Consider the following 21,764-nt stretch of genomic DNA (forward strand, 5'->3'; position numbering starts at 1 on the left):
CATCCAGCGAGTGGAGCCATCCATGGGCCCCGGCTCTTCGGCCGGGGAAGATCGAGGATGGGGAAAGCTAGGGGATGGCAGGGAAGGATAGGGGATGGCAGGAAGGATGGGGAAAGGCGGGGAAGCCAGGCGAAGGCAGGGAAAGACTGCGAAGCCAAGAAAATGCAGCGAGAGCCTATCCCCTACACCCGCAACGCCACCAGCCCCGCCGCCGTAGCCATCATCACCCCCGCCGTCTTGTTCATCCGCCGGATCGCCTTCGCGCTCGTAAACATCTCGCGCGCCCGTGCCGCAAGGAACGCGTAGCCGCAGCCGATGATCAGCAGCACCACGATGACGATCGCCGTGATTTCGGTAAACGCCAGCGGGTTCATCTGCTCGAGCGGAATGACCGTGGGCAGCAGTGCGAGGTAGAACACGATGGTCTTGGGGTTCCCCAGCGTCAGCGAGAAGCCCGAGAGGAACGTGCGGCTCCAGTGCTCCTCAGCGCGCGGGCCGATCTGTTCGGAGCCGGGCTTGGCCGTCCAGAACGTCCAGGCGATGTAGAGCAGGTAGAGCGCGCCCGCGATGCGAACGATCTCGAACACCGCGTTGAAGTAGTGCGCGATGGTCGCCAGCCCGAAGACCGCGAAGACGAGATAGACCAGGTCTCCCACGAGGATACCCAGCACCATCGGCAGCGCCGCCCTGAAGCCGCCACCCAGCGCCCGCGCCACCACCGCCGCGACACCGGGGCCGGGCACGAGCACGGCAATGGCATAAGCCACTGTGAAGGTGAGCAGGGTGAAGAAATCCATTTGGCGGCGCGCTCCGGAGGAGGGCGGAGATTAGTGGATTTCGCGATGGTCGAGAAGAGGGTGGCCGAGCACACGCACTTCCAACTTATCCACCCCCGCAAAAGCCCCGGATACAATGATCGGACAGCGTTCGCGACCCCTCTCGCGCGCCCCCGTTTTCACCCTGCAGAACCGACCCACGGAGACTTGTCGAACGAAGGCCGAAATTGCCCCCAAACCCCGCAAAAGATGCGCAAAGATGACCCGAAATTGAGTCAAAATTTAACGATTTGCCGAGTGCGTCTCTTCGACATTCGTCGTAATATCAATGTGTTGCCTGACTGTCTTGTCAGATATGGTTACGAAAAAACCGCCGCAAAACAACTGTGTTTCATTTTGAAGGGGCAAAACCACCGGTTCCCCCTCAGCCGCCGAACCAGCGCAAGGCGCGCTCTGCCGCCGTTTCCGCCGCCGGTGAGCCCCCGGCCGCAACCGGGGACCGCACGTCTTACGGCAGTCGCGCCAGCCGCTCGGTGAGGAGCTTGTAGAAGCCCTCGGCATTGCCGTTCCGCATGAAGGTTGCGTTCCGCGGGCGGTCTGTCACGTGCCAGTAGTCGGCCACGGTCATGCCCACGGTCAGCTCGCTGGCGCATTCGATGGCGACGTTGCAGAGCCGTCCCTCGAAGAGGCCGGGTTCGAGCAGGTAGGCGGTCACGCAGGGGTCGTGCAGCGGTGCGCCGGCCCAGCCGTATTTCTTGAGGTCGAAGCTTTCCGAGAAGGTCAGCATCTCGGCCACCGCCACGCCCGAGCGGTTGCCGAGCGCGCGGATGGCGTCGATGCGCGGGCGGGTCGATTGCATCTGGTGGGTCACGTCGAGCGGCATGATGGTGATCGGCGCGCCGCACCGCATCACGACGTCCGCTGCTTCCGGGTCGACATAGATGTTGAACTCGGCCGCCGGGGTGATGTTGCCGACTTCGAAATAGGCGCCGCCCATCATCACGATCTCGGCGATGCGCGGGGCGATCTCCGGGGCCTTGTTGAGCGCCATGGCGATATTGGTCAGCGGCCCCAGTGTGCAGAGCGTCACCGTGCCCGGCTCATGGGCCAGCAGCGTCTCGATGATGAAGTCGACGCCATGCTGCTTCTGGAGCGCGATGGCCGGTTCCGGCAGGTCGGGGCCGTTCAGGCCCGTGTCGCCATGGACATGCTCGGCCGTCACCAGCGTGCGCCGCAGCGGCCGCGAGCAGCCGGCATAGACCGGCACGTCGGTGCGGCCGGAAAGCTCGACGACCTTGAGGGCGTTCTTCGAATTGTTGGCGAGGCCGACATTGCCGGCCACCGCGACGACACCGAGTACCTCTAGCTCTTCGGGCGAGGCCAGCGCGAGGAGGATGGCGACGGCATCGTCCTGGCCCGGATCGGTATCGATGATGATCTTCTTCTTCACTATACAAGCCCTCAGGAGCGTTTCGAATCCGGCGCGGAGAATAGAGGCGCTTGCGGCCGCCGTCGATTGGCTGGCGACGGAACGAACTGGCCCCGCTCCCCGTTAACGGGCGTCGGAGGGACCAGCGATTTGGCCAGCAACGGTTTGGGGCAACGGACACCGCTCCCGGTGGGTCCGGGAGACACGCAGTTCGAACGGGTCCTCTGGAATACGGCGGCGATCGGCATCGTGCTTATCGCCTGCGTCGTTGCGTTCGCCGCGATCGATGCGGGGCAGGTGATCCTCGCGCCGGTCTTCCTCGCCGTCACCATCGGCCTCATGTTCGGCCCGCTCGCCGACCGGCTGGAAAAGCGCGGCGTGCCGTCCAGCCTTTCGGCCGGCATCGTCGTCATCCTGCTGATCGTGCTGCTGGCGCTGGGCATAACGCTCTTCGCCGTTCCCCTCTCGCAATGGGTCGAGCGCATTCCGGTCATCTGGGACAGACTGCGCGAGCAGGCCATGGCCCTACGCGAACCGCTTTCGGCGGTGGCGACACTGCAGGACCAGATCCAGGAGATCATCGGCGGCACAGCCACCATGTCGGTCGCGGTCGAGAGCGGCAATCCGGTCACCGACATCGCCTTCCAGGCGCCGGCGCTCGGCGCGCAGGTGCTGGTGTTCCTCGTCAGCCTCTACTTCTTCCTCGCCACCCGCCACCAGATCCGCGTCGGCGTGCTCTCGATGTGCTTCACCCGTCGCATGCGCTGGCGCACGGCGCACGTCTTTCGCGACGTCGAGACCAAGGTCTCGCGGTTTCTGTTCTCGGTCACCATCATCAACTTCTGCGTCGGCGTCGCCGTCACCCTCGCCATGTGGGCGGCCGGCATGCCGTCACCCGTGCTCTGGGGCGCTCTGGCGACGATGGTCAACTACATCCCCTACGTCGCCCAGGCGGTTATGGTCACAGTGCTCTTCGTGGTCGCCATGGGCACCCAGGACGATCTGGTCCATGTCCTCCTGCCGGTGGGGCTCTACCTCATCATCAGCTTCTCGGAGGGCCAGCTCATCACCCCGCAGGTGCTGGGGCGCACGCTGACGCTCAATCCCTTCCTCGTCTTCCTCTCCATTGGCTTCTGGATCTGGGTCTGGGGGCCGGTCGGCGGTCTCGTCGCCGTGCCCTCGCTCCTCATGCTCACCTCGTTCCTCGATCACGTGCTCCCGCGCGGCGTCGATCGGGAGGCCCCGATTCCGGCCCGGGTAAGGGCGCGGGTAGTGCGTGAGGCTGGCGAGGAGATCGCGGCCAGGCGGCGCGAGGAGGAGGAAGAGCGGCAGGCCGAAGAGGCGGAGGAGGCGGTGGTCGAAAAGCCTTCGCGCCGCCGTCCCGGCGCCGGCAAGGGGACAAGCGCGCCCGCGGCAAGCTGAATGCTTGACGTCTTCGCCTTCGGGCGTCGAAATTAGCTCCCCGTTTTCGCAGAGGCAGAATCTCATGGAGACCGCAGGCACGCACGCCGCCGAGATGGCGGCGCATGGCGGCATCGATCTGGTGCAGGTCGTCATACTCCTGGCAGCAGGGGTATTGGCCGTACCGATATTCCGCCGGCTGGGCCTCGGCTCCGTTCTCGGCTACCTCGCTGCGGGGCTCGTCGTCGGTCCCTTCGGCCTCAAGGTCGTCAGCGATCCGCAGGCCATCCTGCATGCGGCCGAGCTGGGCGTGGTGCTCTTCCTCTTCATCATCGGCCTCGAGATGGAGCCGCAGCGCCTCTGGAGCCTGCGCAAGCAGATCTTCGGCCTCGGCGTGTTGCAGGTCCTCACCTGCGGCGCGTTGTTGACCGGCGTCGGCATCCTTCTCGGCTTCAGCGCTCCGGTGGCCTTCGTCTTCGGCATGGGCTTTGTCCTCACCTCCACCGCCATCGTCATGCAGGTGCTCGAAGAGCGTGGGGAACTGGCGACCGAGCCTGGCCAGAAGGTCGTCTCGATCCTGCTGCTCGAAGATCTCGCCATCGTGCCGCTTCTTGCCATCGTCGCCATCCTGGCCCCCACCGGGGAGGAGGGGGATTTCACCTCCCGCCTCGTCGGCATCGGCGTCGCCCTCGGCTCGGTCATCGGCCTCGTCGCCGTCGGCCGCTGGATCCTCAATCCGGTCTTCAAGTTCCTCGCCGATTCCAAGGCCCGTGAAGTGATGACCGGCGCCGCGCTGCTCGTCGTGCTCGGCGCTGCCCTCGTCATGGAGGTGGGCGGCCTCTCGATGGCCATGGGCGCATTCCTTGCCGGCGTGCTGCTCTCCACCTCGACCTTCAAGCACCAGCTCGAAGCTGATGTGGAGCCGTTCCGTGGCCTGCTGCTCGGCCTTTTCTTCCTCTCGGTCGGCATGGCGCTCAACGTCTCGGTCGTGTTGGAGAACTGGCAGATCATCGCGCTCAGCGTCGTCGGCTTCATGGTGGTCAAGGCCGGCGCGATCTATGTCATCGCCCGCGTCACCCGCAGCTCGCATGGCGAGGCGCTGGAGCGGGCGGTGATGATGGCGCAGGGCGGCGAGTTCGCCTTCGTGCTCTACACCACCGCCGTCTCGGCCGGCCTCATCTCGGGCCCGACCAACGACATCTTCACCGCCACCGTCATCGTCTCGATGGTCGTGACCCCGTTCACGCTCATCGGCCTGCGCTACATCATGCCCAAGCCGGTGCAGTCGATGGAAGGCATCGAGCAGATCCCCGACGGGCTGCATGGCCGCGTGCTCATCATCGGCTTCGGCCGCTTCGGGCAGATCGCCTCCCAGCCGCTGCTGGCACTCAAGCATCGCGTCTCGATCATCGACAACGACACCGACATGATCCGCGCCGCCACCCAACTGCGCTTCAAGGTCTATTACGGCGACGGCACCCGGCTCGACATCCTGCGTGCCGCCGGCGCCTCGACCTCGGACATCATCATGATCTGCGTCGACAAGAAGGAATCGGCGACCCGCATCGCCGAGCTCCTGCGTGACGAATGCCCGCTCGTCCGCGTCTACGCCCGCGCCTTCGATCGCGGCCACGCCATCGAGCTGGTCAATGCCGGCGTCGAATACCAGATCCGCGAAACCTTCGAATCGGCTCTGGTGTTCGGCGGCAGGGTCGCGCAGGCGCTGGGCGCTTCGGCCGAGGAAGCGGCAGAGGTGCTGCAGGGCGTGCGCGAGCGAGACGCCAAGCGTTTCGAGCTGCAACAGATGGGAACCGGCGGCATCGCGGCGGGCCTCAACCTCCTCATCAGCAATGCGGAAGAGCAGGCGCGCGAAGGCGGAGTACCGGCTCCGTCTCCGGAAGAAGAAAGTTCTATAGAGGGGCGCCAGCCGGTCTGAGCGGGCAGCTTCGAGGGGGAGGCCCGGCAATCATTTTACGGGCTTTCCAACTATATCGATTGCATGCCACAGTGTTGCCAGAGGGGAACATTGCTATGAACACGGATAAGCGGAATGGCCGAACAGCCACTCGTTATCGACTCCAATGCTCCTCGTCCCGAACCACGCACGTCGTCGGTTGAGACGCTTCGCCAGGAAATCCTGGAGAGGCTGACCTATTCCGTCGGCAAGGACCCGGCAGTAGCGCGTCCGCATGATTGGTTGACCGCCACGATCCTGACGGTGCGCGACCGCATCATGGATCAGTGGATGGAATCCTCGCGCGACACCTGGCGCACGGGCAAGAAGCGGGTCTACTACCTCAGCCTCGAATTCCTGATCGGCCGGCTCATGCGCGATGCCATGAGCAATATCGGCATCATGGAGCAGGTGCAGTCCGCGCTGAAGTCGCTCGATGTCGACCTCAGCTCGCTCATCACGCTCGAGCCCGATGCGGCGCTCGGCAATGGTGGCCTCGGACGCCTCGCCGCGTGCTTCATGGAATCCATGGCTACGCTCAAGATCCCGGCCTATGGCTACGGCATCCGCTACGTCCACGGTCTCTTCCGCCAGGAAATGAGCGAGGGCTGGCAGGTCGAGCTGCCCGAGGAATGGCTGGCGCACGGCAATCCCTGGGAGTTCGAGCGTCGCGAGAGCTCCTACGAGATCGGGTTCGGCGGCCATGTCGAGCCCATCACCGAGCCCGATGGCACGGTGCGGCAGGAATGGCGGCCGTCCGACCACGTGCTGGCCGTCGCCTTCGATACGCCGGTTGTCGGCTGGCGCGGGGCGCGGGTCAATACTCTGCGGCTCTGGAGCGCGCAACCGATCGATCCGATCCTCCTCGACAAGTTCAATTCGGGCGACCATATCGGCGCGCTCGAAGAGAGCGCCAAGGCGGAATCTATCACCCGCGTGCTCTATCCGGCCGACGGGACGCCGGCCGGCCAGGAATTGCGGCTGCGCCAGGAGTTCTTCTTCTCCTCGGCCTCGCTCCAGGACATCGTCCGTCGGCATCTTCAGCAATATGGCGACCTGGGCTCGCTGCCCGACAAGGTGGCCGTGCAGCTCAACGACACCCACCCGGCGATCTCCGTGGCCGAACTCATGCGCATCCTCATGGATATGCATGGCATGAAGTTCTCTTCGGCCTGGGACATCTGTCGCGGCGTCTTCGGCTACACCAACCATACGCTGCTGCCCGAGGCGCTCGAGACCTGGCCGGTGGCCCTGCTCGAACGGCTGCTGCCGCGGCACATGCAGATCATCTACGCGATCAATGCCGAGGTGCTGGCCGACGCCCGCAACCGCGCCGGCTTCAACGACGGGCAGATCGCCTCGATCTCGCTCATCGACGAGAATGCCGGACGGCGCGTCCGCATGGGGCAGCTCGCCTTTGTCGGGTCGCACTCGATCAACGGCGTGTCCGCGCTCCATACCGAGCTCATGAAGAAGACGGTCTTCAAGGACCTCCACACGCTCTATCCGAACCGCATCAACAACAAGACCAACGGCATCACGCCGCGCCGCTGGCTGCTCGAATGCAATCCGGGGCTGACGCGGCTCATCACCGACAGGATCGGCCCGGACTTCCAGGATGATGTGACCCTGCTCAAGGCGCTCGACGCTCATGCGGGCGATCCGAACTTCCAGCAGCAGTTCGCGGCGGTGAAGCGCGCCAACAAGGCGGTGCTGGCCGAGCTCATCCGCGAGCGGATGGGTGTCGTGGTCTCGCCCGACGCGCTCTTTGACGTCCAGATCAAGCGCATCCACGAATACAAGCGCCAGCTGCTCAACATCATCGAGGCGGTGGCGCTCTACGACGATATCAGGGCGCATCCGGAACGGAACTGGGTGCCGCGCGTCAAGGTCTTCGCCGGCAAGGCGGCCCCGGGCTACTGGAACGCCAAGCTCATCATCAAGCTCATCAACGACGTGTCGAAGGTCATCAACAACGACCCGTCGGTGCGCGGGCTGCTCAAGGTGGTGTTCCTGCCCAACTACAACGTGTCCCTCGCCGAGACCATCATCCCGGCAGCCGACCTTTCAGAGCAGATCTCGACGGCCGGCATGGAGGCGTCGGGCACCGGCAACATGAAGTTCGGGCTCAACGGCGCGCTGACCGTCGGCACGCTCGATGGCGCCAATATCGAGATGCGCGACAATGTCGGACCGGAGAACATCTTCATCTTCGGGCTCACCGCCGAGCAGGTGGCCGAGCGTCGTGCGCGCAGCGAAGTGCCGCGTTCGGCGATCGACAATTCGCCCCGTCTCAAGGAGGCGCTGGAATCGATCTCCTCGGGTCTCTTCTCGCCGGACGATCGCAATCGCTATCGCGATCTTGTCGGCGGGCTCTACGACCATGACTGGTTCTTCGTCGCCCGCGATTTCGATGCCTACGCCGCCAAGCAGCGCGAGATCGATAAGCTCTGGAATAACCCCGACAAATGGTATTCCATGGCCATAAGGAACACCGCCAATATGGGATGGAGTTCGTCCGACCGGACCATTCGGCAATATGCCGAAGACATCTGGAGCGTACCGGTAACTGGGGGCGAGTAGCGCGCGTGGCTAAGGCGAGTTGGCAGGCGGACCCGAAGGACGTCGAGGCGGTCGTCAATGGCACGCATAGGGATCCGTTCGGTTTCCTGGGCCTGCAGCGCATCGGCGAAGATTGGGTGCTGCGCACCTTCATTCCGCATGCAGAGACCGTGCATGCCTTCACCCTCGACGGCAAGGAACTGGGGGCGCTGACGCCCCGGCATCCGGCTGGTTTCTTCGAGGGGCGGGTCGATATCGACAAGCGCGGACCCATCCGCTACCACGCCCGCAATACGGGCGGGGAATGGGACGTCTACGATCCCTATAGCTTCGGTCCCGTGCTCGGACCGATGGACGACTACTACATCGCCGAAGGCAGCCACCTGCGGCTCTTCGACAAACTGGGCGCCCACGAGATGGAGTTCGAGGGCATCCACGGCACGCATTTCGCGGTCTGGGCGCCCAATGCCCAGCGCGTGAGCGTGGTCGGCCCGTTCAACGATTGGGACGGCCGGCGCAACCCGATGCGCTGCCGGTTCGATACCGGCATCTGGGAAGTGTTCATCCCGGTGCTGGGGACGGGAACGCTCTACAAATACGAGATCGTGGGCAAGGACGGGGAGCTCGTGCCGCTCAAGTCCGATCCCTTTGCGCGGCAATCGGAAATGCGGCCGGCAACGGCCTCGGTCGTGCCCGATCCGACGCCCTTCACCTGGTCCGATGCCGAGTACATGGAGGAGCGCCGCAAGAAGGATTGGCGGCGCGAGCCTATGTCCATCTACGAGGTGCATCTGGGTTCATGGCGCCGGCGGCCGGATGGCGGCTTCCTGACCTATGACCAGCTTGCCGAGCAGCTCGTGCCTTATGTGGCCGACATGGGCTACACCCATATCGAGATGCTGCCGGTCAGCGAGCACCCGTTCGATCCTTCATGGGGCTACCAGCCGATCGGGCTCTATGCGCCGACCTCGCGCTTCGGCGATCCGGCCGGGTTCGCGCGGTTGGTCAATGCTGCGCACGAAGCCGGGCTCGGGGTAATCCTCGACTGGGTGCCGGCGCACTTCCCGACCGACGAGCACGGGCTTGCCCGGTTCGATGGAACCGCGCTCTACGAGCACCTTGATCCGCGCAAGGGCTACCACCCGGACTGGAACACGGCGATCTACAATTTTGGGCGCAAGGAGGTGGTGAGCTACCTCGTCAACAACGCGCTCTACTGGCTCGAATATTTCCACATCGACGGGCTGCGCGTGGATGCCGTGGCCTCGATGCTCTATCTCGATTATTCGCGCCGCGCCGGGGAATGGATACCCAACAAGCATGGCGGCAACGAGAACCTGGAAGCCATCGAGTTCATCAAGCGGGTGAACAAGGAGGCCTACCGGCTCCATCCCGGCACGTTCATGATCGCCGAGGAATCGACTGCCTGGCCGGGCGTCAGCCATCCGGTGCATACTGGCGGGCTGGGCTTCGGGTTCAAGTGGAACATGGGGTTCATGAACGACACCCTGCGGTACATGAGCCGGGAGGCCATTCACCGCAAGTTCCACCACAACGACATGACCTTCGGGCTCATCTACGCCTTCTCGGAAAACTTCGTGCTGCCGCTCAGCCACGACGAGGTCGTGCACGGGAAGGGCTCGCTGCTCAACAAGATGCCGGGCGACGACTGGCAGCAATTCGCGGCTCTGCGGGCCTACTACGCCTTCATGTGGGGACACCCGGGCAAGAAGCTGCTGTTCATGGGCCAGGAGTTCGCCCAGCGCGACGAGTGGGACGAGAGCAAAGCGCTCGATTGGTGGTTGCTCGATGCCAGCATGCATGAGGGCGTGCGGCGGCTGATCGGGGACCTCAACGGCGCCTATCGCGAACTGCCCGCGCTCCATGCGCGCGACTGCGAGCCGGAAGGCTTCGAATGGATCATCGGAAACGACTACCAGAATTCGGTTCTGGCCTGGACGCGGCGTGCGCCAGGCGAGGACCCGGTAGTGGTGATCTCAAACTTCACGCCAGTGCCACGGGAGAATTATAGCCTGCCAATGCCGCAGGCCGGACGGTGGGTTGAACGGGTCAACACCGATGCCGGCTGGTATGGCGGATCGAACAAAGGGAACCAGGGCGCGATCATCGCGCAGAAGAATTCCGGTGACGGGTGGCCCGCTACGGCAAAGGTCTACCTGCCGCCTCTCGCTACACTGATCTTGAAATACGACCCGGAGTAATCCGGGCTTCGGGAGGGCTTGAGATATGGCTGATTATCGGACCCCATCGCCTCTGGCACGCGAGGCAATGGCCTATGTCCTGGCCGGGGGGCGCGGCACCCGGCTGATGGAATTGACGGACCGGCGGGCCAAGCCGGCCGTCTATTTCGGCGGCAAGTCGCGCATCATCGACTTTGCGCTCTCCAACGCCCTCAACTCGGGCATCCGCCGCATTTCGGTGGCGACGCAGTACCAGGCGCACAGCCTCATCAGGCACCTGTCGCGCGGCTGGAACTTCCTGCGGCCCGAGCGTAACGAGAGCTTCGACGTCCTGCCGGCCAGCCAGCGCGTGTCGGAAGACATGTGGTATGCGGGCACGGCCGACGCCGTCTACCAGAACATGGACATCATCGAGGATTACGGCGCGCGCTACATCGTGGTGCTGGCGGGCGACCATATCTACAAGATGGACTACGAAATCATGCTCCGCCAGCACGTGGATACGGGCGCGGACGTGACCATCGGGTGCCTTGAGGTGCCGCGCATGGAAGCCTCAGGCTTTGGCGTGATGGCCGTGGACGGGCGCGATCGGGTGGTCAATTTCATCGAGAAGCCGAAAGACCCGCCGGGCATTCCCGATCGACCCGACCTGGCGCTCGCCTCCATGGGCATCTATGTCTTCGAGACCCGGTTCCTCATGGAGCAGTTGCGGCGCGATGCGGCGACCGAGGGGTCGAGCCGTGATTTCGGCAAGGACATCATTCCCTACATCGTCAAGAACGGCACTGCCTGGGCGCACCGCTTCACGCGCTCCTGCGTCCGTTCCTCCAAGGAGGACGTGGCCTATTGGCGCGACGTCGGGACGGTGGACGCCTATTGGAAGGCCAATATCGACCTGACGGACGTCGTGCCCCAGCTCGACCTCTACGACCGCGACTGGCCGATCTGGACCTATGCGGAGATCACCCCGCCCGCCAAGTTCGTCCATGATGTGGACGGAAGGCGCGGCTCGGCGGTGTCCTCGCTGGTTTCGGGCGACTGCATCGTCTCGGGCGGCATGCTGCATCGCACGCTGCTCTCGACCGGCGCGCGGGTGCACTCCTATTCCGAGCTCAACGAGGCGGTGGTGCTGCCCTATTGCCAGATCGGGCGGGGCGCGCGGTTGCGCAAGGTCGTCATCGACCGCGGCGTGCAGATCCCGGACGGGCTGGTCGTGGGCGAGGACCCGGAATTCGATGCGCGCTGGTTCAGGCGCACGGAAGAGGGCGTGACGCTCATCACCCAGCCGATGATCGACAAGTATCTGGCGGGCCGATGATCGAAGTTCTTTCGGTAGCCTCGGAGGCCTATCCGCTGATCAAGACGGGTGGGCTGGCGGATGTCGCCGGTGCGTTGCCGGCGGCGCTCGCGCCACGCGGCGTCACCATGCGCACGCTGCTGCCCGGCTACCCCGCCGTGCTCGACAAGCTCAAGGGCGGGCGGCAGGTAGCGGAGATCGTCGATCTCTGGGGTGGGCCGGCGCGTCTCTTGGCCGGCCGTGCCGGAGGGCTCGACATCATCGCCATCGAGGCGGTTCATCTCTATGACCGGCCGGGCAACCCTTACATGGGGCCGGACGGCTGGGATTGGCCGGATAACTGGAAGCGGTTCTCGGCGCTCTCGTGGGTGGCGAGCGAACTGGCGCTGGGGCTTGTCGATGGCTACCGGCCGCAGGTGCTGCATTGCCACGACTGGCAGGCGGGGCTGACGCCGGCCTATATCAAGTTCGGTCCGTCCGATCGCATCAAGACGGTGATGACGGTTCATAACATCGCCTTCAAGGGCTCGTTCGGCTCGGACATCTTCCCGCAATTGCGGCTGCCGGCTCATGCCTATGGGCTTGGCGGGGTAGAGTATTACGGTGGGGTGAGCTTCCTCAAGTCGGGGCTCGAATGCGCGGACGTGGTGACGACCGTGAGCCCCAACTACGCCGACGAGATCAGGACGCCGGCTTTCGGCATGGGGTTGGAGGGGTTGCTCAACGGGCGCGCTGATACCGTGTTCGGCATCCTCAACGGCATCGACATCGATACCTGGGACCCGGCGACCGACCCGGCGCTCAAGCAGAACTACACCGCCGCGACGGTTCATCAGCGGCGCGTCAACAAGCAGGCGCTGGTCGAGCGTTTCGGGCTCGATGGCGACGAGGGGCCGCTGTTCTGCGTCGTCAGCCGCCTCACCGGGCAGAAGGGCATGGACCTGCTGATCCAGGTGCTCGATGGGCTGGTAGCCATGGGCGGGCGGCTGTGCGTATTGGGCTCGGGCGAGCCGCACCTCGAAGAGGGCTTCCGCCAGGCGACGGCGCGGCATCCGGGCAAGGTCAGCCTCGTGACCGGCTATGACGAACCACTCTCGCATCTCATGCAGGGCGGGGCGGATGCCATTCTCATTCCATCGCGCTTCGAGCCTTGCGGGCTGACGCAGCTCTATGGGCTGCGCTATGGCTGCGTGCCGGTGGTGAGCCGGATCGGTGGATTGGCCGATACGATCGTGGATGCGAACCCGGCAGCGTTGAGCGCGGGCGTGGCGACGGGTTTCCAGCATGATGCCGACAGCTCCCATGCGCTCTACGAGGCCATTCGCAAGGCCATACACATGTTTGCCGACGAGAAGACCTGGCGCAAGATTCAGCGCCGGGGCATGAAGTCGGATGTTTCCTGGGCAGCGAGTGCGGAGCTTTATGCCGACCTCTATGCCGGGCTGATCGGAGTAAAACGCGATGTCGATCAAGACGATTGAAACCAAGCCCTATGCGGACCAGAAGCCGGGCACGTCGGGGCTGCGCAAGCGCGTAACGGTCTGGCAGCAGCCCAATTACGTCGAGAACTACATCCAGTCGATCTTCGACGTGCTCGAGGACCGGCAGGGCAAGACACTGGTGATCGGCGGCGACGGGCGGTTCTACAATGACGTCGCCATCCAGAAGGCCATCAAGATCGCGGCCGCCAACGGGTTCGGCAAGGTGATGGTGGGGCAGAGCGGCCTGCTCTCGACGCCGGCGGCCTCCCATCTCATTCGGCACTACAAGGCCTTCGGTGGGCTGGTGCTTTCGGCCAGCCACAATCCTGGCGGGCCGGACGGCGATTTCGGCATCAAGTACAACATCGCCAATGGCGGGCCGGCCCCCGAGTCGATCACTGAGGCGGTGTTCGCGCGGTCCAAGGTGATCGGCGCCTATCGCATTGCCGATGTGCCCGATGTCGATCTCAGCCGCATCGGTACGCAGAAGTCGGGCGACATGGTGGTCGAGGTGGTCGATCCGGTTGCCGACTATGCGGCGTTGATGGAAACGCTCTTCGACTTCAAAGCGATCTCCAGCCTCTTCAAGAGTGGCTTCCGCATGCAGTTCGACGCCATGCATGCGGTGACCGGGCCCTATGCCCACCGGATCATCGAGGACATCCTCGGCGCGCCCAAGGGCACTGTCATTAACGGCGTACCGTCGCCCGATTTCGGTGGCGGACACCCGGACCCGAACCTCGTCTATGCCAAGGACCTCTATGACCTCCTGATGTCGGCGGATGGCCCGGATTTCGGGGCGGCTTCGGATGGCGACGGCGACCGCAACCTCATCATCGGCAAGAACCGGTTCGTGACGCCCTCGGATTCGCTGGCGATCCTCGCGGCCAACGCGCCGCTGGCGCCGGCCTATGCGGCCGGCATTGCCGGTATCGCGCGCTCTATGCCGACGAGCTCGGCGGCGGACCGGGTGGCCGAGAAGCTCGGCATCGAAATGCACGAGACGCCGACGGGCTGGAAGTTCTTCGGCAACCTGCTGGATGCCGGACGGGTGACCGTTTGCGGCGAGGAAAGCGCGGGTACCGGCTCCAACCACGTGCGCGAGAAGGATGGCGTCTGGGCGGTGCTGCTCTGGCTCAACATCATCGCGGCGCGCAAGCAGAGCGTCGACCAGATCGTGCGCGAGCACTGGAAGACCTATGGTCGCAACTATTATACGCGCCACGACTTCGAGGAGGTGGATGCCGCGATCGCCAACAAGCTGGTCGATGACCTGCGGGCGCAGTTGCCCGGGCTTGTCGGGAAGAGCTTCGGCAACCTCAAGGTTTCCTACGCGGACGACTTTTCCTATACCGATCCGATCGATGGCTCGGTCAGCCCGAAGCAGGGCATCCGCATCGGCTTCGAGGATGGCTCGCGCATCGTCCTGCGGCTGAGTGGAACCGGAACCGTCGGGGCGACGTTGCGGCTTTATGTCGAACGATATGAGCCAGCCGATGGGCAGCACGATCTCGAGACCCAAGCCGCTCTCGAACCTCTCATCGCTCTCGCCGAGCAGCTTGCCGGTATCAAGGCCCGTACGGGCCGCCAGGCGCCCGACGTCATCACCTGAGGATCCTACCGACGTGAAGCCCACGCTCGTTCCCCATGGCGGGAGCGCCGAACATCTTGGCGCCACCGTCACCGCCGAAGGCGTCAACTTCGCCGTCTATTCGGAGACCGCCTCGGCGCTCTTCGTCTCGCTCTATGACGAGCTAGACAAGGAGATCGCCCGGTTCGAGCTCGACGGGCATGAGGACAATATCCATTTCGGCCTCGTGGCTGGGATCGGGGCGGGGACCAAGTACGGCTTCCGTGCCGATGGTCCCTACGATCCGGCGCAAGCCTATTTCTTCGATCCGAACAAGCTGCTGGTCGACCCCTATGCCCGGCGGCTCGACCGGCCCTTCGTGCGCAGCCCGCGCCTGAGGCTGCCGCGCGAGGACGCGGTCGATACCGCGCCGTTGGTGCCCAAGGCGATCGTGGTCGGCAAGACCTCCGAGCCGGCGACGCCGCGGCGCAAGCAGCCGGGATTGTTCTATGAACTCAACGTGCGCGGCTACACCATGCGCCACCCCAGCGTGCAGGGCGCGCTGCGGGGGACGATAGCGGGGCTGACGACGCACCAGATCATCGACCACCTGCATTACCTTGGGGTGGACACGGTCGAGCTCATGCCGATCGCGGCGTTCATCGACGATGCACACCTGCCGATCCTGGGGCTCACCAATGCCTGGGGCTACAACCCCGTGACCTATTTTGCGCCGGACCCGCGCCTCGCGCCGCGCGGTATCCAGGAACTGCGCAACATGACCGACCTCTACCGCAAGAACGGTATCTCGGTGATCCTGGACGTGGTCTACAACCATACCGGGGAAGGCGACGATCAGGGGCCGGTGCTCAGTCTCAAGGGGCTCGATGCACGCAGCTATTATCGGTTTGTCGAGGCTGACGGGCAGCAGGTGCTGGTCAACGACACCGGCACTGGCAACACGCTGCGCTGCGACCATCCGGCGACGCAGCGGCTGGTGATCGAGAGTTTGCGTTACTGGATCGAGGTGGGCGGGGTCTCGGGCTTCCGCTTCGACCTGGCGCCGGTACTGGGGCGTGAACCCGGGTTCAACCCGAACGCCCAGATGTTGCAGATGATCAAAGGCGATCCCCTGCTCTCGAAGGCCATCCTCGTGGCGGAACCGTGGGACCCAGGTCCGGGCGGGTATCAGCTCGGGCAGTTCGGCAAGGAATTCCGGGAGTGGAACGACACCTATCGCGATGACGTCCGCAGCTTCTGGCGAGGGGACGACAACCGGATAGGCGCGCTGGCAGGCAAGGTGTCGGGTTCGGCCGAGATCTTCAACTTCGCGGGGCGCAAGCCATCGGCGGGGGTGAACCTGCTGGCGGTGCACGACGGGTTCACGCTGGCGGATCTCGTCTCCTATGCCGAAAAGCACAACGAGGCCAATGGCGAGGAAAACCGGGACGGGCACAACAATAACGCGTCGTGGAACAATGGCGCGGAAGGTCCGACCGACGACGAGGCGATCATCGCGGCGCGCAAGCGCGACGTGCGGGCGCTGCTGGCGACGCTCTTCGTGTCGCGCGGCTCGCTGCTGCTGCAACAGGGCGACGAGCTGGGGCGGTCGCAGCAGGGCAACAACAACGCCTATGCGCAGGACAACGAGATCACCTGGCTCGACTTCGAGAACGCCGATGGCGTGCTGGTCGACTATGTGGCGGCGCTCCACAATTTCAGGAAGGCGCATCCGGCGCTGACCAATGACCATTTCCTCACCGGCCAGGAGCGGCACGGGGTGCGCGACGTGGTGTGGCTGCATCCGGATGGGCGCGAGATGAACGAGGGCGACTGGAACGCGGTGGGGGCGAGCGTGCTGGGCATGCAGCTCAACATCGCGGGCGACCAGGTGCTGGTCTGGTTCAATCGCAAGGCCGAGGCGCAGGAGGCCAGGCTGCCGGAAGGCGAGTGGGCGGTGGGGCTGGTTTCGGACGACCAGGTGGAGGTGACGGTGGCCGAAGGCAAGACCGTGCTGCCGCCGCGCTCGGTGCTGGCGCTGGTGCGTCCACCGGAAGGCCAAGTGGACAGCAACCCGCAGGAATGACACGCTGATTGCCCGACGCACGGAGGCGAGACCCACGTGTTGATTGCGCAGATCAGCGATATCCATGCCTTCGAGGGCGCCGCCTCCCTGGTGACGCTCGACCACGCGATGTTGTGGCTGGGCGGGTTGCGGCCGGATGCGGTGGTGATCAGCGGGGATATCTCCAACAAGCCGCATGAGCGTGGCTACGAGCTGGTGAAGGCTGCCTTTGCCGGGCTGCGGTTTCCGATCTTCATGGTGCCGGGCAATGTCGATGACCGGGCGGCGATGCGGAAAGCGTTTCCGGAACACGATTACTGGCCCGACGAGGGGCCAATGAATTTCTGCCACGAGTTTGACCAGGGCGTGCGGCTGATCGGGCTGGACGTGACGGTGCCGGGCGCAGTGCATGGGGATGCGGGGCCGCATCTCGACTGGCTCGCCGAGCAGCTCAATGCCGGCGATACCGCGCCGACGATCATCATGATGCACCAGAACGCCTTCGCGACCGGGATGAGCGCGTTCGACCGGAACATGTGCCGGAACGCGGAGGGCTTCGCCAGGGTGCTGGCGGAGGCGAGCGACCCGGTGGCGGGGGTGGTCTGCGGGCATGGGCACAGGCCGATGTTCGCGCGGATCGGGCAGGTGCCGGCGCTGATGTGTCCGTCGCTGACGCGGGTCAATCCCCTGATCATCGATGGACGCGGGGAGCCGGCCAGCGTCGACCCACCGGGGCTGATGGTCCACGCGTTCAACGCGGACGGGCTGGTGAGCCATGTGGTGTCGCTGGCGATCTAGTGCGTTTTTTTAAGTGTTTTGAATGACGTTTCTCCAGTAAGTCTTTGATTTATATGATGTTGAATGGGATTCAGGGGCCGCAAATCGTTAAATTTTGAATGAATTTCGGGGCATCTTTGGCGATGTTTCGTGGATTTTGCGGGGTTTTGGACTGCTTTTGAGGACTGTTTTCGAGGGTGTCTCCGACGTGCCTGAATTGACGGGGTGAGCAGGGGCTCAGGGATTGTAGCCTGGCTTCAGGGAGCGGGGACAAGTTGGCTGCCCTTCTTGCGATCCGGGATTGATCCGTACGATTCAGAAACAATTTCGACGTTTGGCGGGAAGCAACACTGAAGCGTCGGACAGGCACGGAGCGCCTGAAGCCCGCCAGCCTCACGAATGCGTGAGATTTCTTAGGGTTTGGGGCAGGTTTGCCACAGTTGAGGGTCTCAGATTGCGGCAATCATGGCCGTATTTGGACACGTTCCAAAAGACGCAAATCCGACGTTATTGTGTCTTGAACATTTCTAAATGTTTCCGAAATTCCGCCCATGAGCGGGTGCTTCATACAGCCCGTCGACGGTGCTTCGCCGACGACCGCCTGGCATAAGCCGACGGCCAATCTCCAAGAAACGTCTTTCGGAGTTTGAAATGAAATCCCTTCTCAAGATCTCTGCTGCCCTCCTCATCGCGGCTGTCCCGGTGACGGCGTTCGCTGCGGCCCCGGCTCTCGACTATGCCAAGATCGACACCGCCAAGTCCGGCAAGATCACCGAAGCCCAGCTCAAGGCCGTCTATCCGAAGCTGACCGACGATCAGTTCAAGAAGGCCGACGCCGACCATGACGGCACCCTGTCGAAGACCGAATTCGACGCCTGGATGAAGACCCTGGCCTAACGGCACGTTTCCGCCGGGTGGGGCCGTGTTGCCCCCATCCTGGCCCCGCCCTGGCGGAACGGTTCAGTTTCCTACGGAGCTTAAGATGATCAATATCAGCAAGCTTGCCACTGCACTTGTTCTTGCAGCGGTCGTCGCGGTGCCGGCGAGCGGTGCCTTTGCGGCAAGCGCCGCGTCAGCTCCGGCAAAGCCGGCGGCGATGAAGATGGCGCCGGTCACCGACCCCAGCGGCCTCGTCGGGCGGTGGAGTGCGGCAGACATTTCGGGGATCGACACCGCCAAGGCAGTCAAGATCGTCGATCTGCGCAAGGCCTATGGCGCCAAGGATCTCAAGATGATCGAGGCGGCCGCCAAGGCCGACAAGGCCGGAATCGCCAAGCTGCATACAGCGCTCAATGGCGACAGCAAGTTCAAGGCCTGGGCCAAGAAGAACCACGTCAGCCCCGCCCGCGTCGTCGGCGTATCGAACGGGGAAGTCGCGTTCCTTTAGAACCCTAGCTGAGATGAGGAGGCGCCGGATACTCCGCGGTATCCGGCGCTTTTTCTATTCCGCGGCGCGAGCCGGCTGCAGGCCGCCGGCATGCTCGATGAAGGCGATGATCTCATCGAGGCTTTCGCGACGAAGCAGGTCGGTGAAGACGTAGGGCCGGCCTTCACGCACTTTCTGCGTATCGCTTTCCATGACATCGAGGCTGGCGCCGACATAGGGCGCGAGGTCCGTATGGGTGACGACCAGCAGGTCGGACCGCGAAATGGCGGGGCCGCCCTTGCGCGGGATTTTTTCGCCCTGGGCCACGGAGATCACGTAGATGGTGATGTCGGCAAGGTCGGGGGAGAAGGTGGCCGCCAGGTTGTCGCCGCCGGATTCGATGAGGATGACATCGAGATCGGGGAATTTGCGATTGAGCTCGTCGATGGCCGCAAGGTTGAGAGAGGCGTCCTCGCGGATGGCTGTGTGCGGGCAGCCGCCGGTTTCGACGCCGACGATGCGATCCTCGGAGATCGCCTGGACACGGGCGAGGATGAGGGCATCTTCCTTGGTGTAGATGTCGTTGGTGACGACGGCCATGGAATAGCGATCACGCATGGCCTTGAGCAACATTTCGCAAAGGGTCGTCTTGCCGGAGCCGACCGGGCCACCGATGCCGACGCGAAGCGGGCCGTTCTGCGTGCTCATGCAAGCCTCATGAAAACCAGTGCGAAAAAGCCGGCCCCGACGAGCAGGCAAAGGGGAGAATAGACCCTGAAATCGTTGGTGCGGAAGGGCTCTTCCGGGGTCAGGCGCTGCCAGAAAGGCAGGTAGCCGACAATGCCGCGGCCGAGGAAGACGAGGCCGATAAGCGCGCCGATGAGGGTGGTCGTCGGGCCGCCACCGGTGTGATCGGCAAGGGCGAGCACGAAGAAGGCGGCGAGGAAGGTGAGGATGGCGACGCCCAGCGACATGTACCAGGGCGGCATGGTTTCAACGCCCGCGAAGCCGACCACGGTCTTTGCCAGGAGCTTGCGGTCGCGGATCGGCCAGGGGCGGTTGAAGGCCCACATGAAATGGGCCAGCGACACAGCCAGCAACGCGATGCAGACCAGCGAGGCGATGACCATGTTCATGAGCGAAAAATCCGGGTGCCGAGGGTTTCGTGGCGCATCTGCGCGATGTCGGTGGCGTAGGCTATCGAGCCGATATCCGCAAGGCTTGCCGCGACGGCCGTTGCAGCCAAGGCGGTGACGTGGGGTTCAAGCGCGGCGATGACGGCAAGGCCGGCGGTCTGGCCGAGCGGGATGAGGCGGACGGCGACGGACACCTGGCTTTGCACGGCGGATGAGAGGAAGGCGATGATCGCATCCTCGACTGCGATGTCGTTGGCCGCGGCGCTGGCGCCCACGGAGATCGGGTAGGGGCAGTTGGCAGGGAGGTTATCGAGAAGCGGGGAGGGCCAGGCACGGGCAGCGGCGAGGAAGGCGGTGCCGATGGCGAGGGTTTCCTGATGGCGCTCGCTCGATGGCGTCAGGGCGAGACAGAGATCGGCGAGTTCGCCGAGAGCGTGCGGATCGCCGACGGCGCGATGGGCGTGGGCGAGGAGGATGGCGTCGGTGCGCAGGCCGCCATGATGGAGATTGCCGTCTATCCAGACCCGGGTGGTGGCAGCGTCATGGACGGCGCGCTCGGCGATGGCGGTTTCCAGGCCGGCCGACCAGGCGAAGGCGCCCACCGGGAAGGCGGGCGACAGCCAGGTGAGGAGGCGTTGGAGCGCCTGGGGCGTCGTCATTTGCGGTAGAGGAGCGCGTGGCCCTGTGCGGAGCCGTGGCTGTGATCGTGATAGGCGCCGTGCTCGGGCGAGAAGGGCGCCTCGATTTCGCTGATGGTGGCGCCGAGGCCCTTGAGCATTTCGGCGATGACGTGGTCGCGGCGGATGAGGATGCGCGCTTCCTCGAGCTGGGCGGGCAGGTGGCGGTTGCCCAGGTGCCAGGCGAGGCGGACGAGATGCGTCCGGTCGCGGCCGCGGATTTCGTAGAGGCGTTCGTCTGCGGCAATGATGCCGACGAGGCGTCCGTCTTCGAGTTCGAGCGCATCCTTGTGGCTGAGCGTGATGGCGGCGGGAAAATCGATGAGGATTTCATCGCCGCCCATGAGGCGCAGCACCTTGCGGCGGAGACGCCGCTCGTCGGCTTCAAGGACGATGGTATCGTAGGGGGCGGATCTGACGTCCGCAGCAGGAATGTAGGCGTGGACGCGAAGCATCAATGTCCCTGGGCGAAGGCGACGGGCACTGCATAGAAGAGGCGCAGAATCCAGGATAGCTGATAGATCAGGTGGATGGTGACAAAAGCCAGGTGGTAGCGGCGATTTGCCGTCCACATGGCAATGATGCAGCACAGAATGCCGACCGGAACCTGGATGTAATATTCGTAGCCGAACCGCGAGAAATATTCCGGGCCCTTCACGAGGCTGTCGACCAGGTCGCAGATGAAGGTGGAGGCGAAGAGCGCGAAGAACCACTTCCGGCGCGAGATGAAATAGCCCTCGTAGCCATCGTATTCATCGACGCGATCCGGAAAGAGGATGGCGCACATGAAATAGAGGACGATGGCGTAGCCGATGAGGAAGACGAAGAGCGCGAAGGTCCACGAGGAAATGCCGTAGAGCGCGTATTGCCACCACCAGAAGTGGACGAGTTCAAGCAGGAGCGTTGCCACCCACAAGAGGTGGATGGGGTAGGGCTTGATGCGCCCGGGATGCTGAATGAAGGTGGCCAGCCCCGTCAGAAGCTTGGTGATGCCCAGACCGACGACCATACCCATGACGATGCGGATATGGGGAAACAGTTCAGACGGAAAGCTTGCCGGCTCCATGGCACT

18 protein-coding genes are annotated in these 21,764 nt (G+C 64.1%); 11 read left to right on the forward strand and 7 right to left on the reverse strand.

Annotation, left to right across the window (positions count from 1 at the left end):
• Positions 1-182 precede the first annotated feature (182 nt).
• Both JNE37_RS14845 and JNE37_RS14850 read right to left on the reverse strand, forming a co-directional pair.
• The gene (locus tag JNE37_RS14845; RefSeq protein ID WP_203063547.1) at positions 183-797 is read right to left on the reverse strand and encodes a LysE family translocator; all 615 of its coding nucleotides are present in this window, start codon (positions 795-797) and stop codon (positions 183-185) included.
• A 487-nt stretch (positions 798-1,284) separates the two neighbouring features.
• Positions 1,285-2,226: a nucleoside hydrolase gene (locus JNE37_RS14850; RefSeq protein ID WP_203063549.1), complete on the reverse strand. Its 942-nt coding sequence runs from the start codon at positions 2,224-2,226 to the stop codon at positions 1,285-1,287.
• A gap of 168 nt (positions 2,227-2,394) precedes the next feature.
• On the opposite strand from JNE37_RS14850, the gene JNE37_RS14855 reads away from it, so the two are divergent.
• The 11 genes from JNE37_RS14855 to JNE37_RS14905 all read left to right on the forward strand — a co-directional run bounded on the left by JNE37_RS14855 (position 2,395) and on the right by JNE37_RS14905 (position 18,900).
• The gene (locus tag JNE37_RS14855; RefSeq protein WP_203063551.1) at positions 2,395-3,627 is read left to right on the forward strand and encodes an AI-2E family transporter; all 1,233 of its coding nucleotides are present in this window, start codon (positions 2,395-2,397) and stop codon (positions 3,625-3,627) included.
• Between the two features lie 64 nt (positions 3,628-3,691).
• Positions 3,692-5,542: a monovalent cation:proton antiporter-2 (CPA2) family protein gene (locus tag JNE37_RS14860; RefSeq protein ID WP_379125363.1), complete on the forward strand. Its 1,851-nt coding sequence runs from the start codon at positions 3,692-3,694 to the stop codon at positions 5,540-5,542.
• A 114-nt stretch (positions 5,543-5,656) separates the two neighbouring features.
• Positions 5,657-8,143 carry a glycogen/starch/alpha-glucan phosphorylase gene (locus JNE37_RS14865; protein ID WP_035090782.1) on the forward strand — a complete coding sequence of 829 codons (2,487 nt, stop codon included), beginning with the start codon at positions 5,657-5,659 and terminating at the stop codon, positions 8,141-8,143.
• Positions 8,144-8,148: 5 nt separating this feature from the next.
• Positions 8,149-10,344, forward strand: coding sequence for a 1,4-alpha-glucan branching protein GlgB (gene glgB / locus JNE37_RS14870; protein WP_246513299.1), 2,196 nt, complete (start codon positions 8,149-8,151; stop codon positions 10,342-10,344).
• 25 nt (positions 10,345-10,369) lie between these two features.
• The gene (glgC, locus tag JNE37_RS14875) at positions 10,370-11,641 is read left to right on the forward strand and encodes a glucose-1-phosphate adenylyltransferase (RefSeq protein ID WP_035030399.1); all 1,272 of its coding nucleotides are present in this window, start codon (positions 10,370-10,372) and stop codon (positions 11,639-11,641) included.
• Complete coding sequence (gene glgA, locus JNE37_RS14880) at positions 11,641-13,101, forward strand: glycogen synthase GlgA (RefSeq protein ID WP_203066404.1); 1,461 nt, start codon at positions 11,641-11,643, stop codon at positions 13,099-13,101. Before glgC ends, glgA begins: the two co-directional genes overlap by 1 nt.
• Positions 13,082-14,713, forward strand: coding sequence for an alpha-D-glucose phosphate-specific phosphoglucomutase (locus JNE37_RS14885; protein WP_203063556.1), 1,632 nt, complete (start codon positions 13,082-13,084; stop codon positions 14,711-14,713). The genes glgA and JNE37_RS14885 overlap by 20 nt, the downstream gene beginning before the upstream one ends.
• Positions 14,714-14,726: 13 nt before the next feature.
• A complete protein-coding gene (gene glgX / locus JNE37_RS14890) occupies positions 14,727-16,757 on the forward strand; it encodes a glycogen debranching protein GlgX (protein WP_246513301.1) in 2,031 nt (676 codons plus the stop codon).
• Between the two features lie 36 nt (positions 16,758-16,793).
• Positions 16,794-17,534 (forward strand): metallophosphoesterase, encoded by a 741-nt coding sequence (locus tag JNE37_RS14895; RefSeq protein WP_203063560.1) that lies wholly within the window; start codon positions 16,794-16,796, stop codon positions 17,532-17,534.
• A gap of 630 nt (positions 17,535-18,164) precedes the next feature.
• Positions 18,165-18,410 carry an EF-hand domain-containing protein gene (locus JNE37_RS14900; RefSeq protein ID WP_035030392.1) on the forward strand — a complete coding sequence of 82 codons (246 nt, stop codon included), beginning with the start codon at positions 18,165-18,167 and terminating at the stop codon, positions 18,408-18,410.
• An 85-nt stretch (positions 18,411-18,495) separates the two neighbouring features.
• Positions 18,496-18,900: a hypothetical protein gene (locus JNE37_RS14905; RefSeq protein ID WP_035030389.1), complete on the forward strand. Its 405-nt coding sequence runs from the start codon at positions 18,496-18,498 to the stop codon at positions 18,898-18,900.
• A 54-nt stretch (positions 18,901-18,954) separates the two neighbouring features.
• Here JNE37_RS14905 and ureG read toward each other — a convergent pair whose 3' ends face one another.
• The 5 genes from ureG to JNE37_RS14930 are packed head-to-tail and all read right to left on the reverse strand — an operon-like array spanning position 18,955 to position 21,758.
• Complete coding sequence (gene ureG, locus JNE37_RS14910) at positions 18,955-19,587, reverse strand: urease accessory protein UreG (protein WP_203063562.1); 633 nt, start codon at positions 19,585-19,587, stop codon at positions 18,955-18,957.
• Positions 19,584-20,015 (reverse strand): DUF3995 domain-containing protein, encoded by a 432-nt coding sequence (locus JNE37_RS14915; protein WP_182399825.1) that lies wholly within the window; start codon positions 20,013-20,015, stop codon positions 19,584-19,586. Before JNE37_RS14915 ends, ureG begins: the two co-directional genes overlap by 4 nt.
• Entirely contained in the window at positions 20,012-20,674 is a 663-nt protein-coding gene (locus tag JNE37_RS14920; protein ID WP_203063564.1) for an urease accessory protein UreF, read from the reverse strand. The genes JNE37_RS14915 and JNE37_RS14920 overlap by 4 nt, the downstream gene beginning before the upstream one ends.
• Positions 20,671-21,147, reverse strand: coding sequence for an urease accessory protein UreE (locus JNE37_RS14925; RefSeq protein WP_203063566.1), 477 nt, complete (start codon positions 21,145-21,147; stop codon positions 20,671-20,673). Before JNE37_RS14925 ends, JNE37_RS14920 begins: the two co-directional genes overlap by 4 nt.
• Positions 21,147-21,758, reverse strand: coding sequence for a hypothetical protein (locus tag JNE37_RS14930; protein WP_052015059.1), 612 nt, complete (start codon positions 21,756-21,758; stop codon positions 21,147-21,149). The genes JNE37_RS14925 and JNE37_RS14930 overlap by 1 nt, the downstream gene beginning before the upstream one ends.
• Between the last annotated feature and the right edge of the window lie 6 nt (positions 21,759-21,764).

This window comes from Paradevosia shaoguanensis (assembly GCF_016801025.1).
Lineage (GTDB): Bacteria > Pseudomonadota > Alphaproteobacteria > Rhizobiales > Devosiaceae > Paradevosia > Paradevosia shaoguanensis.

Coding starts and splice junctions, on each gene's coding strand:
- JNE37_RS14900 (WP_035030392.1), top strand. CDS start 18,165: ATGAAATCCCTTCTCAAGATCTCTGCTGCCCTCCTCATCGCGGCTGTC.
- JNE37_RS14860 (WP_379125363.1), top strand. CDS start 3,692: ATGGAGACCGCAGGCACGCACGCCGCCGAGATGGCGGCGCATGGCGGC.
- JNE37_RS14930 (WP_052015059.1), bottom strand. CDS start 21,758: ATGGAGCCGGCAAGCTTTCCGTCTGAACTGTTTCCCCATATCCGCATC.
- JNE37_RS14865 (WP_035090782.1), top strand. CDS start 5,657: ATGGCCGAACAGCCACTCGTTATCGACTCCAATGCTCCTCGTCCCGAA.
- ureG (WP_203063562.1), bottom strand. CDS start 19,587: ATGAGCACGCAGAACGGCCCGCTTCGCGTCGGCATCGGTGGCCCGGTC.
- JNE37_RS14915 (WP_182399825.1), bottom strand. CDS start 20,015: ATGAACATGGTCATCGCCTCGCTGGTCTGCATCGCGTTGCTGGCTGTG.
- JNE37_RS14920 (WP_203063564.1), bottom strand. CDS start 20,674: ATGACGACGCCCCAGGCGCTCCAACGCCTCCTCACCTGGCTGTCGCCC.
- JNE37_RS14845 (WP_203063547.1), bottom strand. CDS start 797: ATGGATTTCTTCACCCTGCTCACCTTCACAGTGGCTTATGCCATTGCC.
- JNE37_RS14885 (WP_203063556.1), top strand. CDS start 13,082: ATGTCGATCAAGACGATTGAAACCAAGCCCTATGCGGACCAGAAGCCG.
- JNE37_RS14925 (WP_203063566.1), bottom strand. CDS start 21,147: ATGCTTCGCGTCCACGCCTACATTCCTGCTGCGGACGTCAGATCCGCC.
- JNE37_RS14905 (WP_035030389.1), top strand. CDS start 18,496: ATGATCAATATCAGCAAGCTTGCCACTGCACTTGTTCTTGCAGCGGTC.
- glgC (WP_035030399.1), top strand. CDS start 10,370: ATGGCTGATTATCGGACCCCATCGCCTCTGGCACGCGAGGCAATGGCC.